Below are 15,983 nucleotides of genomic sequence, written 5' to 3' on the forward strand. Positions count from 1 at the left end.
GCGGCGGGCGACGGCTGGGGGGTACGGGGGCGGAAACTCGCATGTCAGAGGCGCTGCGCTTCGAGCTTCTCGGCCCGCAGCGGGCCTGGTACGCCGACCGTCCGATCGATCTCGGCCCGGCCAAGCAGCGGGCCGTGCTGGCCGTGCTGCTGCTCGCCGCCGGGCGTCCGGTCCCCACCGGGCAGATCGTCGAGGCGGTCTGGCCGGAGGAAGCGCCGGTGAACGGCCCGAACGTGGTGCAGAAGCACGTGGCCGGGCTGCGCCGGGTGCTGGAGCCGGACCGGTCGCCGCGCACACCCGCCCGGGTGCTCACCCTCACCGACGCCGGCTACCTGCTGCGGGTCGCGCCGGAGACGGTGGACGCGGTGCGCTTCGAGCGCGGCGTGCAGCGCGCCCGGCAGGCGCAGTCGGCGGGGCGCGCCGCGGACGCGCTGGACGAGGTGACCGCCGCGTTGGAGCTGTGGCAGGGCGAGCCGTTCACCGGGTTCACCGGCCCCTGGTTCGACGCGGCCCGGCACCGGCTGGTGGAGCTGCGGGCCGTCGCCCTGGAGACGCGTACCGAGCTGGAGCTGGCCGCGGGCCGGCACGGGGAGGTGGTCGGCCGGCTGGTCGAGCTGGTCGCCGAGTTCCCGGTCCGCGAGCGGCTGCGTCTCCAGCTCATGCTGGCGCTCTACCGCAGCGGCCGGCAGGCCGAGGCGCTGGCCGCCTACCGCGACTTCGCCGCGTCGCTGCGCGAGGACCACGGCATCGAGCCGGGGGAGGCGCTCCAGACGCTGCACCGGCGCATCCTGCGCTCCGACCCGACGCTGCTGCCGACCGTCGCCGAGCCCCTCGACCCGCCCGCGGTCCCGCTCCCGCCGGCCGGCGGCCCGGCCGCCACCACCGCGGCGTCCGCCCAGCCGAGTGCCTCCATCGCACCGCCCGTCCAGCCGGCCGCACCGCCGGGCACGGACACCGCGCCGACCGCCGGACCGGGCGTCACCGCCGCGTCGCCGCCGGCCCAACCGGCTCCACCCCGGCCCGACGCCCCCGCCACCCCGCTGCCCGGTCCGGCCACCGCGCCGGCCGGACCCGTCGGCCCGCCAGTGCCGCCCGCGCACGTGCCGACGCCAGCCGCGCCGCATGAGCACGTGCCGACGCCAGCCGCGCCGCACGAGCACGTGCCGGTGCCGCCCGTGTCGGTCGGGCACGTCGAGTCGCCACCCGTGCCGACCGGGCACGTGCCGACGCCGTCCGTACCCGTCGGGCCGCCGACCGACCCGGCCGGCGTGACGCCGGCACCGGGCGGCCCCGGCTCCGTCGACCCGTCGTCGGGTCCGGTGTCCGCCGTGCCGGTCGCGTACCCGCAGGCGCTCTTCGTCTCCGCCGGGCGGCCGGCGGAGACGCCGCCGGACCGGCGCTCGCCGGGTTGGGTCCGGGCCACCGCGACGCTGGTGGGCGCCGCCGTCACCGTGCTGTCGGTCGGCATCCTGACCTGGGCGGTGATCCTGGCGTACGCGCTCTGGCGACGCAGTTGGCGTCTCGCGTTGGGCGCGCTGCCCTACTTCCTGCTCGTGGTGAGCGTGTTCGGCCTCGCGGTCAGCAGCCCGGTCGAGGAGGAACCGAGCGACCCGATGGTCATCTACTTCCTGTTCGGGCTCTGCGTCTGCTGGATGCTCGGCACCCTGCACGTGGTGCTGCTCAACCCGGCGTTGTGGGCGGCGCTGCGGGGCTTGTTCTGGACCGGGCCGCAGCGCGCCGACGAGCAGCGGCGGCTGCGTCGGGAACAGGCGCGGTACCTGCTGCACCACTACCCCTCCGCGCGGCGGGACCTGCGGATCGGCCGCCCCGACCTGCTGCGGGAGTTCGACGACGGTGGCCTGGTCGACGTCAACGCGGTGCCCGACACGGTCTTCGCGACGCTTCCCGGTCTCACCGCCGAGCAGCGCCGGCAGGTCGCCGTCGACCGGTGGCTGCGTGGGCCGTACGGGTCGCTGGAGGAGCTGGTCGTGCGCTGCCAGCTGCCCCCGGCCGCCACCGGGGCGCTACGCGAGGTGCTGCTCTTCCTGCCACCCGAGCCTCCGCCCGGGCCGCCCGTGACTCCGACGTCCCCTGGTAGAAATGCCGGATGAGCCAGGATCGGACGGCCGTTCGGGAACGTGCCGAGGCGGTGCTGAGGCGGCTGGCGGGTGAGCACGCCCGGCTGCGCGAGGACCAGTGGCGGGCGATCGAGGCGCTGGTCGTCGACCGGCGACGGGTGCTCTGCGTCCAGCGCACCGGCTGGGGCAAGTCGGCGGTCTACTTCGTCGCCACCGCGCTGCTGCGGGAGAGCGGCGAACACGGGCCGACGGTGATCGTGTCGCCGCTGCTGGCGTTGATGCGCAACCAGGTCGAGTCCGCCGCCCGGGCCGGCATCCGGGCCCGCACCATCAACTCGGCCAACCTCGACGAGTGGGACCAGATCACCGCCGAGATCCACGCCGGGGCGGTCGACGTGCTGCTGATCAGCCCCGAGCGGCTGAACAACCCGGACTTCCGCGACACCGTGCTGCCCAGGCTCGCCGCCACCACCGGCCTGCTGGTGGTGGACGAGGCGCACTGCGTCTCCGACTGGGGGCACGACTTCCGGCCCGACTACCGTCGGCTGCGCACGTTCCTGGCCAACCTGCCCGAGCGCACGCCCGTGCTCGCCACCACGGCCACCGCCAACGCCCGGGTCACCCGGGACGTGGCCGAGCAGCTCGGCGACGCGCTCGTGCTGCGCGGCACGCTCGACCGGGAGTCGCTGCGCCTCGGCGTGCTGGACCTGCCGAGCCCGGCCCACCGCCTCGCCTGGCTGGCCGACCACCTGGACCGGCTCCCCGGCTCGGGCATCGTCTACACGCTCACCGTGGCCGCCGCGACCGAGACGGCCGAGTTCCTCCGGGCCCGGGGGTGGTCGGTGGCCTCCTACACCGGGCAGGCCGAGGACGCCGACCGGCGCGCCGCCGAGCAGGACCTGCTCGACAACAAGATCAAGGCGTTGGTCGCCACCAGCGCGCTCGGCATGGGCTTCGACAAGCCCGACCTCGGCTTCGTGGTGCACCTCGGCGCGCCACCCTCGCCGATCGCCTACTACCAGCAGGTCGGGCGCGCCGGCCGGGCCGTCGAGCACGCCGAGGTGCTGCTCCTGCCCGGCGCCGAGGACGCGGCGATCTGGCGATACTTCGCCTCGCTGGCCTTCCCGCCCGAGGAGCAGGTCCGCACCGTGCTCGCCGCGCTGGACACCGAGCGGCCGATCTCCACCCAGGCGCTGGAGCCGATGGTCGACCTGCGCCGGGCCCGGCTGGAGCTGATGCTCAAGGTGCTCGACGTCGACGGCGCGGTCCGCCGGGTACGCGGCGGCTGGCTCGCCACCGGCGAGCCGTGGGTCTACGACGAGGCCCGGTTGCGGCGCGTCGCCGACGCGCGCACCGCCGAGCAGCGGGCCATGCGGGAGTACGCGTCCACCTCCGCCTGCCGCATGCGCTACCTGCGGGAAGGGCTCGACGACACCGGGGCGCAGGACTGCGGTCGCTGCGACAACTGCGCCGGGCCGCTGTTCGACGCCGAGGTCTCCACCGAGGCGCTCACCGCCGCGCAGACCTTCCTCGGCCGCCCCGGCGTCCAGATCGCGCCGAAGAAGCTCTGGCCGACCGGGCTGGACGCGGTCGGCGTACCCCTGAAGGGCCGGATCCCGCCGGCGGAGCAGGCGCTGCCCGGTCGGGCCGTGGGGCGCCTGTCCGACCTGGGGTGGGGCGGGCGGTTGCGGGGCCTCGTCGGGCCGGACGCGCCGGACGGCCCGGTGCCCGACGACGTGGCGGCGGCCGTGGTCGAGGTGCTGAAGGCGTGGGCGCACGGCGACGACCCCTGGCCCCGCCGCCCGGCCGGCGTGGTCGCGGTCGGCTCCCGGACCCGGCCGCTGCTGGTCGGCTCGCTCGCCGAACGGATCGCCTCGGTCGGCCGGCTCCCGCTGCTCGGCCAGGTCGTCCCGACCGGTCCGGGCGGGCCCGGTGGGCCGCGCGGCAACAGCGCCCAGCGGGTACGCGCGCTGCACGACGCCTTCCGCCTCCCGGACGAGCTGGCCGACGCGCTGCCCGGGCTGGACGGACCGGTGCTGCTCGTCGACGACCTGGTCGACTCGGGCTGGACGATGAGCATGGTGGCGCGCCTGCTCCGGCGCGCCGGCGCGCCGGACGTGCTGCCGCTGGCGCTCGCCGTCGCCGGCTGACCCCGTGCAAGGAGGGGCACCTTCTTAACGCCTCCGGTAGAGGAAGGGGCCCCGCTTAACACCGGGGATGCGAGCCGGGCCACCGTCCGCGCGGCCGTGGTCGGTGGGCGTCCGGGCCGGCGGTACCGTGGGGCCATGACCGAGCAGCGACCCGTCGTCCAGACGTACACCGTGACCGGGATGACCTGCGAACACTGCGTCCGGGCGGTGACCGAGGAGCTGTCCGCCCTGCCGGGCGTCGAGGAGGTCCGGATCGACCTCGCGGGCGGCACGGCAACGGTCACCAGCGCGTCCCCGCTGCCGGTGGAGTCCGTCCGCGCCGCTGTCGACGAGGCGGGTTACGAGATGGTCGGCGGCGTTGCCTGAGTCGCCGTCCGCGCCGCCCGGCGTCGACCTGCCGGCGCGGTCCGGCGGTGACGTCGACGTACCCGCGCTGTCGATCGGCGGCGACGCGGCGGAGGGTGCTGGCGGCGGCGACGCGGCGGAGGGCGGCGGTGAGCCGGCGGCCGGCCGCCGGGCCGCGGCGCGCGAGACGGCCCCGGCCGGGCCGGTCACCGTGGACCGGGAGACGCTGCGGCTGGCCCTGGTGGTGGGTGGCCTGGTGCTGGCCGTGCTCCTCGGTTTCGGGCTGGGCCGGCTGAACCCGCCGGCGAACCCGGCCGGATCCGGAGCCGTGGCGCCCACCGGTGGTCCTCCCGCCGGCGGCGCCCACTCGCACGCGCCGGGCACCGGCGCGCACAGCCACGACGGCGCCACCGTCGCCCAGGGCGGCGGTGACGGCGCGACCGGACTGTCGATCAGCTCGGCCGGCTACACGCTGGTGCCGTCGGCCGGGGAACCGGCCGCCGGACGCGCCGGCGACCTGCGGTTCCAGATCCGCGACGAGCAGCGTCGCCCGGTGACCCGCTTCGCGGTCGTGCACGACAAGCCGATGCATCTGATCGTGGCCCGCCGGGACCTCAGCGGCTACCGGCACCTGCACCCGACGATGGCCGCCGACGGCACCTGGTCGGTGCCGGTGGCGCCGTTCGACCCCGGCGTCTGGCGGATGTACGCGGACTTCACCGCCGTCGCCGACGACGGGCGCCAGGTCGCCGTGGTGCTCGGCGCCGACGTGACAGTGCCCGGCACGTTCGCGCCCCGGCCGCTGCCCGCCGCGGCCACGTCGGCCACGGTCGACGGCTTCACCGCCACCTGGACCGGCACGCCGGAGGTGGGGCGGTCGGTGCCGCTGCGGTTCCGGGTCACCGGCGCGGACGGCGGAGCCGCCGCGTTGGAGCCCTACCTCGGCGCGTACGGGCACCTGGTGGCGCTGCGCGAGGGTGACCTCGGCTACCTGCACGTGCACCCGGAGCCGGTGCGCGACGGTGACGCGGTGACGTTCTGGCTGACCGCGCCGGGGCCGGGCCGCTACCGGATGTTCCTGGACTTCCAGGTCGGGGGCGTGGTGCGGACCGCCGCGTTCACGCTGACCGTCGACTGACCGGTCAGCCGGCCCGGCGGACCGGCCGGCGGGCCAGGTAGCGGAGCAGGTCGCGGATGTGGTGCTTCTCCTCGGCCGGGACGTTCGGGTCGGCCAGCCGCTCCAGGATCACCCGGACGTCGGCCTCCACCGGGCCGTCCTCCGCGCCTCGGCGGCGGGGCACCGGACCGGCGTCGGGCAGGCCCAGCGCGCGGAACGCGGCGGCCACCGGCAGGTCGAGGGCGGCGCAGAAGCCGCGCACCTTGGCCAGCTCGGGATAGTCCTGCCAGTCGCCGGCCAGCCAGCGGAACACGGTCGAGCGGCCGACGCCGGTGTGGGTGGCGAGGTCGGTCACCGTCCAGCCGCGCTCCTCGCGGGCATCGTCGATGGCCCGTCGCACGAAGCGCGCGAAGGCCATCTGCGGTGACACGTCTGCGGAACCCATCCCTGGGTCTGTCCCCTTCCGCCGGTGGCCCGGTTCTGCGTCCTGAGCCTAGTACGCCCGCGCGAGGAAGTAACTGACTGATCGGTCGAAAGGTCCCGCCGGCGGGACTGACGAGGGCGTGACGGTTGCGAGGTGTCAACTAAGCTGGACCGATCCCCGGCAGCGACACGACGAGGAGCAGCATGACCGAGCCGGACCGCCCCGTCCCGCACCGTCCCGGCGCCGTGAGCCTCTTCTTCGTGGCCAAGGCCGGCGTGTTCGCGCTCGGTTTCTGGGTCTGGCTGCTGGTGCTGGCCGTGCAGGGTGACCCGGCGACGGGCGTGCACCTGATCGCCGCGACCGGCGCGATCTGCACGACGCTGGTCGGGGTCGTGCTGGGTGCCCGGATGGCGCTGCAGCGCAACGCCGCCCTCCGGCACGCCGAGGTCAAGCGGCTGCTGGTCGACATCTCCTGGAACGCCTTCGCCGCCGCCGGCAACGCCGACCAGCCGGCGAAGGTGGTGCCGTTCCCCAGCCCGCCGCAGGACGGCGAGCGGGTCACCAACCGGGGTCCGGGCGACCGGGTGTCGATGCTGGACCGGGGCGACCGCAACCGGGGCGAGCGCCGCCGTTAGGGCCGGTCCGCCCCGTCGAGCAGCGTCTCCAGCCGGGGCGTGACGCCCCACTGGTCGACCAGCTCGCGATACTCGGCCCGCTGGCTCCCGGTCGGCGCGCCCGCCGTGCGCCGGGCCCGGATGAGCAGGTTGCGAGGCGTGTGCTGGGAGTCGACGAACTCCACCACCTCCGCGCGGTAGCCGTGCAGCCGGAGCAGCCCGGCCCGTACCGCGTCGGTGAGCACGTCGGCGAAGCGTTCGCGCAGGATGCCCTGCCGGGTGAGCAGCTCGTACGGCGCAGGCGCTGGCCGGGACCGCAGCTGGGCGGCGAGGTCGTGGTGGCAGCAGGGCGCGGCTAGCACCCAGCGGGCGCCCCAGCGCACCGCCCGGGCCAGCGCCTCGTCGGTGGCGGTGTCGCAGGCGTGCAACGCCAGCACCAGGTCGGGGGCGGGGTCGACGGCCGCCTCGGCGATGGTGCCGGCCACGAAGCTCACCCGGTCGGCCCAGCCCAGCCGCTCGGCCAGCTCGGTGTTGCGGCGGCGCTGGTCCTCACGGACGTCCACCCCGACGAGCGTCACGTCCAGTCCGCGCCCGGTCAGGTAGCGGTGGGCGGCGAAGGTCAGGTAGGCGTTGCCGCATCCCAGGTCCACCACGCGCAGCGGGCCGGTGAGGTCGTCCGGCAGGGTGGCCGCCAGCGCCCGGAGGAACGCGTCGACCTGGCGACGCTTGGCCGCCGAACCACCGATCTCGGCGAACAGCGGGTCACCCGGGTCGAGCAGCCAGTCCTTGGCCCGGTCGTGTCCCTCCGCCGCACCGGCCGGTCGGCTGGCCGCGGCCCGGTGCACCTGCGCCTCGCCGGACTTGGTGACCCGAAGTTGGAGCGTGGCGTCGGCGGTCTCCACGTGCCAGTTGCCGAACGGCTCGGCGAGCAGTTCGTCGACGGCCGCGTCGGCCTCCGCGCCGGGGGCCACGTTGCGGGTGTGCGGCCGCGCCCCGTCGGAGGTGGCGATCTGCAACCGGGGACCGGCCTTGAGGGTGACCGGGCGCAGCTCGGCGCGGACCACCGAGGGGCGCTGCCCGCGTCGACGCCCGGCGGCGACCGCCCGGGTCAGCCCGGGGCCCAGCAGCAGCGCCCGCACCTCGCCCAGTGCCGAGTCCAACGCTTCCGGCATCGCTACTCCTTCGTCCTTCCGCCCTCCCCGCGTCCTCTCGCTCCCACGGTCGATCACGAGGTCGACGGTGAGATCACCGTGCCGGCGAAGCAGGCCGGCGCCGGGGTGGGGACAGGGAGCGGCCCCCGGAGCGGATCCGGGGGCCGGTCGTGTCTGTGCTGGTCAGTCGGTGGTGGTGACGGTGGCCTCGGCGGGTGCGCCGGTGCCACCTCCGCCACGGCGACGCCGGCGACGGCGTGGCTTGGTGGCGGTCTCACCCTCGGCGGATGCCGCCGGGGTGGTCTCGCCGGTGCTCTCGGCGCCGATCACCGTGGCCGGCTCGCCGGCCACCGTCTCGCCGGCCCGGCGGCGACGCCGCCGGCGCGGGGTACGGGCGCCCTCGTCGGCGCCGGTGTCGGTGGCGCCGCTCTCGGCGGGGGTGCCGACGGGCTCGTCGCCGCGACCCCGCCTGCGCTCCCGGCCCCGGCTGTCACCGCGACCCTCGCCCCGGCCGCCCTCGCCGCGTCGGGCGCCCCGCCGCGACCGACCGCCGCCCAGGTCCTCCTCGACCTCGGCGGACAGCCCGGCGCGGGTGCGCTCGGCGGTCGGCAGGGTGCCGCTGATGTCGGTGGGGATGTCCAGGTCGGTGTAGAGGTGCGGAGAGGTGTGGTAGGTCTCCGGCGGCTCGGGCATGTCGAGCCCGAGGGTCTTGTCGATGATCCGCCAGCGGGGCACGTCGTCCCAGTCGACGAACGTCACCGCGACACCGGTGGCCCCGGCCCGGCCGGTGCGGCCGATCCGGTGGGTGTAGGTGTCCTGGTCCTCGGGGCAGTCGTAGTTGATCACGTGCGTGACGCCGGTGACGTCGATGCCCCGGGCCGCCACGTCGGTGGCGACCAGCGTGTCGATCTTGCCGGCGCGGAACGCCCGCAGCGCCCGCTCCCGGGCGCCCTGGCCGAGGTCGCCGTGCACGGCGGCCACGGCGAAGCCGCGGAAGTCGAGGTCCTCGGCGACGCGGTCGGCGGCCCGCTTGGTGCGGGTGAAGATCATGGTCAGCCCGCGCCCCTCGGCCTGGAGGATCCGCGCCACGATCTCGACCTTGTTGAGCGAGTGGGTGCGGTACGCGAGCTGCTGGGTCTGCGGCGACGGACCGGTCTCGGCGGTGTGCCCGGCGTGGATGGTCACCGGGCGGCGCAGGAAGCGCCGCGACAGCGCGACGATCGGGTCCGGCATGGTGGCCGAGAAGAGCATGGTCTGCCGGTCCTCCGGCAGCATGGCCAGGATCTTCTCGACGTCGTCGAGGAAGCCCAGGTCGAGCATCCGGTCGGCCTCGTCGAGGACGAGCGCGCGGACCCGGTCGAGCCGCAGGTGCTTCTGCTTCTGCAGGTCCAGCAGGCGACCGGGCGTGCCGACGAGGATCTCGACGCCCTTGCGCAGCGCCTCGATCTGCGGCTCGTAGGCCACGCCGCCGTAGATCGGCAGCACCCGGACGCCCCGGGTGCGACCGGCGGCGTCGAGGTCCTTGGCGACCTGGATGCCCAGCTCGCGGGTGGGGACGACGACCAGTGCCTGCGGCACGCCGTCGCTCCCCTCGGACGGGGCGAACACGCGCTCGAGCAGCGGGATGCCGAAGCCGAGCGTCTTGCCGGTGCCGGTCGGCGCCTGCCCGATCAGGTCGACGCCGCGCAGCCCGATCGGCAGCGCGTATTCCTGGATGGCGAAGGCGCGGGTGATGCCGGCGGCCTCCAGCGCCTCGACGGTCTCCTGTCGGGCGCCGAGCGCGGCGAACGTGGGTGCCTCCGGTCGGACCGGAGCGGTGGGGGCCAGTGGCTGGCCGGAGATCTGCTCACTCATCTGGATGTGGGGGTGCCCTCTCGTGGTGCGCCCCTCATGTCCTCAGGGCGCGATCGGTGTGGCGCGGGCCACGCGGTCGGGGGCGGTTTCGCCGAGCCGGACCGGGCCGCACGCGCTCCGGGGACCGGTGCTGACCGGCGGAGCTGACGGAATGCTCATCAACCACGCTGACCAGGTCGGTGCCCACGGCAACTGTCTCATCCTACCTGAACGGCCCCTGAGCCGTCCCGATTCCAGGTGGCGGCCCCGCGCGCGGGGGCAATCGTTGTGACTTGGGTCACAGGGGCTGACGGGGTAGCCTCCGCTCGTGTCCGCCCCCGACCCCGCCGTCACCGACCTGTTCGGCCTCGTGGCGTACGGCGAGCTGCTCGCCTTCGACCGCCTCGCCGCCGACGCCCGCCTCGCCCCCGACCTGCGCCGCCGGGCCGCGCTCAGCGAGATGGCCGCGGCCGAGATCGCGCACTACCGCTGGCTCGCCGACCGGCTCGGCGCGCTGGGTGCGACCCCGGAGGCGGCGATGGCCCCCTACGTCGACGCGCTGCGGGCCTACCACGACTCGACCGAGCCGCGGGACTGGCCGGAGGCGGTGACCAAGGCGTACGTGGGGGACGCGATCACCGACGACTTCCTGCGCGAGATCGCCGGCGGTCTCGACGGGCCGGACCGGGCGCTGCTCCTCGACGTGCTGCACGACTCGCGGTACGCCGAGTTCGCCGCGGCCGAGATCCGCGCCGCGATCGAGGCCGACCCGCGGATGGCCGGACGGCTCTCGATCTGGGCCCGGCGGCTGCTCGGCGAGGCGCTGTCCCAGGCCCGGCGGGTCGCCGCCGCCGACGACCGGGGGGCGCTCGCCGCGCTGATCGGGCGGGCCGGTGGGGACGTGTCGACGCTGCTGCGGCGGCTCACCGAGGCGCACACCGCGCGGATGGTGGCCGCCGGGCTGAACAACTGAGTCGCCGCGGCGGGCGCCCCCGCCACGGCGACCGGTGCGCCGGGGATCAGCGGACGGTGAACCCGACCGCGCGGGGCGAGGCCTCCGCGATCTCGACGTAGGCGACCTTGCCGACCGGCACGATGACCCGCCGGCCCTTCTCGTCGGTCAGGGAGAGCGTGCCCTCACTCTTGGCGAAGGCGTCGGTCACGATCTGCTCGATCTCGGCCGGCGACTGCGCGCTCTCCAGGACCAGCTCCCGCGGCGCGTACTGCACGCCGATCTTGACCTCCACTGTGCCTCCTCAACTGGGGCGAAAAAGCCACCGTGGGAAGGCTATCCGATCCGGCGGCCCGATGTTCAGGCTGACTCACCTTGCAGCGGGAAGCTGGCGATGCCACGCCAGGACAGCGCCGCGACCAGCGCCTCGGCCTCCGCCTTGGGCACCTGGCGGCCGCCCGCCAGCCAGAACTGGGCGGCCGTCTCGGCCGCGCCGACCAGACCGGACGCCAGCAGCTCGGCGTGGAACCGGCTGACCCCGGTGTCCGAGATGATGGTGTCGGTGATCGCCGCGATGCAGCCCTGCTCGACCCGCTCCACCCGCTGCCGCACGGCCGGGTCGTTGCGCAGGTCGGACTCGAAGACGAGCCGGAACGCCTCGCTCTCGTGGTCGACGAAGTCGAAGTAGGCCCGCACCGCCGCGCCGACGCGCTCCTTGTTGTCGTTGGTGCCGCGCATCGCGTCGTGCACCTTCGCGACGATGGCGTCACAGTGCGTGTCCAGCAGCGCCAGGTAGAGCTCCATCTTCCCGGGGAAGTGCTGGTAGAGAACGGGCTTGGAGACACCGGCCCGCTCGGCGATGTCGTCCATCGCGGCGGCGTGGTAGCCCTGCGCGACGAACACCTCCTGAGCAGCGGCGAGCAGCTGCTTGCGGCGCGCCGAGCGGGGCAGGCGGGTGGGCCGGCCGGCGGTCTGTGCACCGTTCCCCACTGCGGTCATGGGAACCTCCGAGTATCTGCGTACGAGCCGGCACGTATCACCCGAACCGGTCCGGGTTCGTGAACCCGTCGCGGAATTGGCCCGCCGCTGTAACTTATCGCCACTGTCACCACACGGTAGCCTCAGCGGGGGCGACCAAGGAGCGCGCGGTGAGTGAAACAGGGCAACCCGGAGCCGCCACCCCGGGAGAGCACGGCGACGGGACGGGCCAGCACGACGACCCGGCCCGCACCGGCGGCGGATGGGCGCCCCCGGCGAACGGCTGGTCCCGGGGCGCGCCCGCGCCCGGCGGCTGGCCCTACGGCGACCTCGGCGGCAGTTGGGCCGCCTCCTCGCCGAGGCACGGTGACCTCCCGGCCCCGCCCGGCCAACCCGCGACCGAGGAGTCGCCGGCCCGGCTCAACGGGCGACACGTCAACGGCGTGCGCCACCCGGGGGAGGAGCAGCCCGTGACCCGCCAGGCGCCGGTGAGCGCCCCGCCGGTGGGCGGCGAGCCACTCCGGGAGACCGACGGTGACCGGCTGGCCGTGCCGGCGCCCCGCCCGGCGCCCGCGATCGAGCAGCAGCTGCCCGGGGTCGACTCCGCCGGCTCCCGGCACGCCTCGGACGAGACGTCCGCCGGCCGACTCCCCCGCTGGCCCGAGGGCGGCCCGACCTCCGCGCCCCCGACCTCCGCGCCCCCGGCCCTCCAGGTGCCGCCGGTCGGGGCCGCCGCCTCCGGTTTCGAGGTGCCCCCGGGCTTCCACGCGCCCACCACCGAGCCGGCCCCGTCGCTCTCCCGGGGTTGGGCCGACCGGGCCCCCGGGCAGCCGTCGGTCGCCGATCCCGGTCGGGCCGAGCAGCCGCACCGCGACCCGGCCGAGCAGCCGCCCCGCCACCCGGCCGAGCACCGACCCGCCGAGGGGCGGGGACCGGCCGCCGAGCCGCGGGCCGCCGCCGAGCACCCGGGCGCGTCCGACCACCGGGCCGCCGCCGAGCACCCGGGCGCCGCCGAGCACCGGGGCCCGACCGAACACCGGGGCCCGACCGAGCACCGGGGCGCCGTGCCCGACGACCCGGGCGCGGGCCCGGTCGGCGAGCCGGACTGGTCCGGCCCGTCCTGGAACAGGCCGAGCTGGGGCGACGGCTGGGCGCCGCCGTGGGCACGCGCCGACGAGCCGGTCGGGCGGCGGGCGGCACGGGACGACGAGCCCGCCGAGCGCCCGGCACGGGACGACGAGTCGGTCGGCCGTCGTGCCGCCCGGGAGGACCGCGCGGCCGAGTGGGCGCCCGAGCCGGTGCGGCCGTACGCGCCGGCCGGCGTCGAGCCGCCCGTCGGCTACGAACCGCCCCGCCCCGAGCCGGTCCGCCCGTACGAGCCGGTGCGCGCGGAGCCGTCCGCCGGCCCGGAACCGGCGCACCCCGAACCGACCCGGCCGTTCCGCCTGCCCCGGTCCGAACCGGAGCCGCGGCCGGGCTACGAGCCGTCCGCCGAGCGCCCCTCCTGGGCCGGCCCGCCGGTGCCGGTGACCCCGTTCGGCGGGTCCGCGCCCGCCGAGCCGACCAGCGCCCCGCCGACCTCCCGGGAGGCGCCCACCGGCCCGCCGTCCGCGGCGTACGCGCCCGCGCCGGCCGGTCCGCCCCACCCGTCGGCGCCGACCGGCCCGCCGTCCGCGAGTTACGCGCCCGCGCCGGCCGGTGAGCCGTTCGCCGGCTACCTCTCCGCGCCCGCCGCGCCGCCGTCCGCCGGACCGGCTCCCGTGCCGTCCCCGCGTGCCGCCGGCGAGCCCCCCGCCGACCCCCGGCAACCGCCGGCCGGGTCCGAGCAGTCCGTCGCACCGGCCACCACCCGGCCGGTCTCCGCCGTCCCCGCCACCGGTGGGACGACGCGCTTCGACCCCGCGCCCCACCCGACGAGCGCACCTCCCTACGCGGCCCGCCGGTCCGCCCCCGAGCCGGTGCCGGCCGCCGACGCGGTCGCCGAGCCCCGGTCGGCGGAGTCGCCCCCGGCGGTGCTGCCGCAGCGCGTCCCCGCCGAGCCGGACGTGCCCGTCGTGCCGGAGCCGCCAGCCGTGGAACCGTCCGCCGAGACTCCCGAACTCGCCCGTATCGCCACCCACCTGCGCCGTGACGACGAGCCCGCGCCGCTGCGCGAGCGGCCGGAGGGCTTCGACGTCAACGCCATCCTCGACGCGGTCCGTGAGGTGGCCGGCGTCCGGGACGCCGCGCTCCGGCGTACCCCGGCCGGCGCGCACAGCCTCCGGCTCGACCTGGCCGACGGCGCGGACCCGGCCGAGGTGAGCCGGGTGGTGGCCCGCCTGCTCCAGGAACGGATGGGCCTGGCCGCCGCCCCGCAGAACCTGCCCGGCGCGCCGGCCCTGCCGCCGCCGCCGGTGCGCCGGCGGTCCGCCGCGGCGCGCGTCGCCGAGGGCCGGTCGGTCCCGACGGTCGACCCCCGATCCGGTACGCCGCAGTCCCGGCCCGTCGACGAGCCGGGTGCGGTGCCGTCCGGGTCGACCGAGGACGACACGTCGGCGCGTACCGGCGTGGTGCGACCCGCCGCCAACCGACCCGCCGAGAACCGGTCCGGCGAGGGCCGGTTCGGCGGGGTGGAGTCGCGTGCCGGCCGGCCGGCCGACGCGCCCGCGGACGGCGACGAGCCGCCCCGCCGCCGCCGGCAGGCCGCCCACCGGGGTCGGGCCACGGTGGAGGAGACGTCGCTGGCGGCCGCGCCGACCGGCATGTCCACCGGCAGCCCGGTCACGCTGGGCACCTCGTACGCCGGTGGGCAGATGACCACGACGGAGACCGCGCCGTCGCGACCGCTGGACACCGGCGGCGTCCCGGGTCCGCGGGTGGTGATCGAGCACGTCCTGGTGAGCACGTTCGGGCTGGACGCGACCACCGAGGTGCGCCTGATCGCCGGGGACCGCACGGCCGAGGGGCACGCGACCGGGCCGGCCGTCGACGGGTACGTGCTCCGGCTCTGCGCGGTGGCCGCGGCCGCCGCGGTGGACGAGCTGCTCGGCCGGGTCGTCCCGGCCGGTGAGCGCGGCCGGTGCTTCGTCGAGCACGCCGCCGTGGTGCCGTTCGGCAACTGCGAGGTGGCCACCGTGGTGGTGCTGCTGGTCTGCGACGGCTGGGTGGAGCAGTTGGCCGGGTCGGCGCTGGTCGCGGGCGACCCCCGGCAGGCGGTGGTCCGGGCCACCCTCGCCGCGGTGAACCGGCGGTTGGAGGCGTTGCTCGCCTGACCGCCCGGTCGCGGTGTGCGGTCGGGCCGGGGCGGGGAAGACTGGAACCATGAAACGCGCCGAACTCTGGCCGGACCATGTCCTTCCCGCGCATCACGTCCCGCCGCCGTGGCCGGGTCGGCACGTGCGTCTCGACGGGACGCTCGTCCACGTCCGGGACACCCCGGCCACCGCGCCCGGCGCCGAGCCGGCCCTCTACGTGCACGGTCTCGGCGGCTCGGCGCAGAACTGGACCGACCTGGCCGGCCTGCTCGCGGGGCGGCTCGACGGCCAGGCGATCGACCTGCCCGGGTTCGGGCGCAGCGAGCCCGGGCGGCGCTACACCGTCCCGGCGTTCGCCGACCGGGTGGTGAGCTGGATCGAGCACAGCGACCGGGGGCCGGTGCACCTGTTCGGCAACTCGCTCGGCGGCGCGGTCGCGGTGCGGGTGGCCGCCCTCCGGCCGGACCTGGTCCGGACGCTCACGCTGATCTCGCCCGCGCTGCCGTTCCTGGACTTCCGGCGTTCGTTGCAGGGGCGGATGCTGCCGTTGCTGGCCATCCCCCGGGGCGAGCGGTTGGCCGCCTGGCGGCTGGCCCAGCTCGCCCCGGAGGTGATGGCCCAGCAGGTGATGGAGTCGTGCGTCGCGGACCTGACCCGGATCAGCGAGCAGCGCCGGCAGGAGGCGATCGACGAGATCCGGATCCGGTACGAGGCGGCCCACTACGCCGCCGCGTACGTCCGGACGTTCCGGGGCCTGGTCGGCAGCTTCCTGCGGTCGTACCTGCCGGGGGCCGGCGCGCTCTGGCGGCAGGCCGCGGCGGTGCGGGTGCCCACGCTGGTGGTGGGTGGCCGGCAGGACCGCCTGGTCGACGTGCGGGTCGCGCCGCAGGCCGCCCGGGTGATCCCGGACAGTCGGCTGCTGCTGCTCGACGGCGTCGGTCACGTGGCCCAGCTGGAGGTGCCCCGGACCGTGGCGCGGGCGGTGCTGGCGTTGCTGGCCGAGGCGGCCCCGGCCGCCACGCCGGCCCCGAACGGGACGAAAGCGCAGGCCAGGGCCATGGTCACCGGAACGGAGGAGAGCGGAACCGGGCGTGACGTGGCAGTCTGA

13 protein-coding genes are annotated in these 15,983 nt (G+C 76.4%); 8 read left to right on the forward strand and 5 right to left on the reverse strand.

The annotated features are described in order from the left end of the window. The first annotated feature begins 41 nt into the window (after positions 1-41). The 4 genes from COO58_RS31020 (at position 42) to COO58_RS27080 (ending at position 5,711) form a co-directional block, all read left to right on the forward strand. Complete coding sequence (locus tag COO58_RS31020; RefSeq protein WP_255292781.1) at positions 42-2,111, forward strand: BTAD domain-containing putative transcriptional regulator; 2,070 nt, start codon at positions 42-44, stop codon at positions 2,109-2,111. After that, the gene (locus tag COO58_RS27070) at positions 2,108-4,228 is read left to right on the forward strand and encodes a RecQ family ATP-dependent DNA helicase (RefSeq protein WP_098747806.1); all 2,121 of its coding nucleotides are present in this window, start codon (positions 2,108-2,110) and stop codon (positions 4,226-4,228) included. Before COO58_RS31020 ends, COO58_RS27070 begins: the two co-directional genes overlap by 4 nt. 135 nt (positions 4,229-4,363) lie before the next feature. Beyond that, the gene (locus COO58_RS27075; RefSeq protein WP_091569593.1) at positions 4,364-4,594 is read left to right on the forward strand and encodes a heavy-metal-associated domain-containing protein; all 231 of its coding nucleotides are present in this window, start codon (positions 4,364-4,366) and stop codon (positions 4,592-4,594) included. Beyond that, positions 4,587-5,711 carry a hypothetical protein gene (locus tag COO58_RS27080; RefSeq protein WP_098747807.1) on the forward strand — a complete coding sequence of 375 codons (1,125 nt, stop codon included), beginning with the start codon at positions 4,587-4,589 and terminating at the stop codon, positions 5,709-5,711. The genes COO58_RS27075 and COO58_RS27080 overlap by 8 nt, the downstream gene beginning before the upstream one ends. A gap of 4 nt (positions 5,712-5,715) precedes the next feature. Here the strand turns inward: COO58_RS27080 and COO58_RS27085 are convergent, their stop codons facing one another. After that, entirely contained in the window at positions 5,716-6,135 is a 420-nt protein-coding gene (locus COO58_RS27085; protein ID WP_091569599.1) for a helix-turn-helix domain-containing protein, read from the reverse strand. A gap of 182 nt (positions 6,136-6,317) precedes the next feature. On the opposite strand from COO58_RS27085, the gene COO58_RS27090 reads away from it, so the two are divergent. Further along, entirely contained in the window at positions 6,318-6,749 is a 432-nt protein-coding gene (locus tag COO58_RS27090; protein ID WP_091569602.1) for a hypothetical protein, read from the forward strand. Here COO58_RS27090 and COO58_RS27095 read toward each other — a convergent pair. Then, positions 6,746-7,900 carry an SAM-dependent methyltransferase gene (locus COO58_RS27095; protein ID WP_091569605.1) on the reverse strand — a complete coding sequence of 385 codons (1,155 nt, stop codon included), beginning with the start codon at positions 7,898-7,900 and terminating at the stop codon, positions 6,746-6,748. The genes COO58_RS27090 and COO58_RS27095 overlap by 4 nt on opposite strands. A gap of 162 nt (positions 7,901-8,062) precedes the next feature. Further along, the gene (locus COO58_RS27100; protein WP_091569609.1) at positions 8,063-9,733 is read right to left on the reverse strand and encodes a DEAD/DEAH box helicase; all 1,671 of its coding nucleotides are present in this window, start codon (positions 9,731-9,733) and stop codon (positions 8,063-8,065) included. 307 nt (positions 9,734-10,040) lie between these two features. Here COO58_RS27100 and COO58_RS27105 point away from each other — a divergent pair, with 307 nt between their 5' ends. Continuing rightward, the gene (locus COO58_RS27105) at positions 10,041-10,685 is read left to right on the forward strand and encodes a ferritin-like fold-containing protein (RefSeq protein ID WP_098747809.1); all 645 of its coding nucleotides are present in this window, start codon (positions 10,041-10,043) and stop codon (positions 10,683-10,685) included. A gap of 46 nt (positions 10,686-10,731) precedes the next feature. Here the strand turns inward: COO58_RS27105 and COO58_RS27110 are convergent, their stop codons facing one another. Further along, a complete protein-coding gene (locus COO58_RS27110; protein ID WP_013288692.1) occupies positions 10,732-10,959 on the reverse strand; it encodes a DUF3107 domain-containing protein in 228 nt (75 codons plus the stop codon). 65 nt (positions 10,960-11,024) lie between these two features. Then, complete coding sequence (locus COO58_RS27115; protein WP_091569618.1) at positions 11,025-11,663, reverse strand: TetR/AcrR family transcriptional regulator; 639 nt, start codon at positions 11,661-11,663, stop codon at positions 11,025-11,027. Positions 11,664-11,812: 149 nt separating this feature from the next. Here COO58_RS27115 and COO58_RS27120 point away from each other — a divergent pair, with 149 nt between their 5' ends. Together COO58_RS27120 and COO58_RS27125 are read left to right on the forward strand one after the other, a co-directional pair. Beyond that, complete coding sequence (locus COO58_RS27120; protein ID WP_098747810.1) at positions 11,813-14,893, forward strand: hypothetical protein; 3,081 nt, start codon at positions 11,813-11,815, stop codon at positions 14,891-14,893. Between the two features lie 49 nt (positions 14,894-14,942). Then, positions 14,943-15,983 carry an alpha/beta fold hydrolase gene (locus COO58_RS27125; protein ID WP_091569843.1) on the forward strand — a complete coding sequence of 347 codons (1,041 nt, stop codon included), beginning with the start codon at positions 14,943-14,945 and terminating at the stop codon, positions 15,981-15,983.

The sequence above is a fragment of the Micromonospora sp. WMMA1996 genome (genome assembly GCF_002573675.1).
In the GTDB taxonomy this organism is placed as follows: Bacteria; Actinomycetota; Actinomycetes; order Mycobacteriales; family Micromonosporaceae; genus Micromonospora; species Micromonospora sediminicola.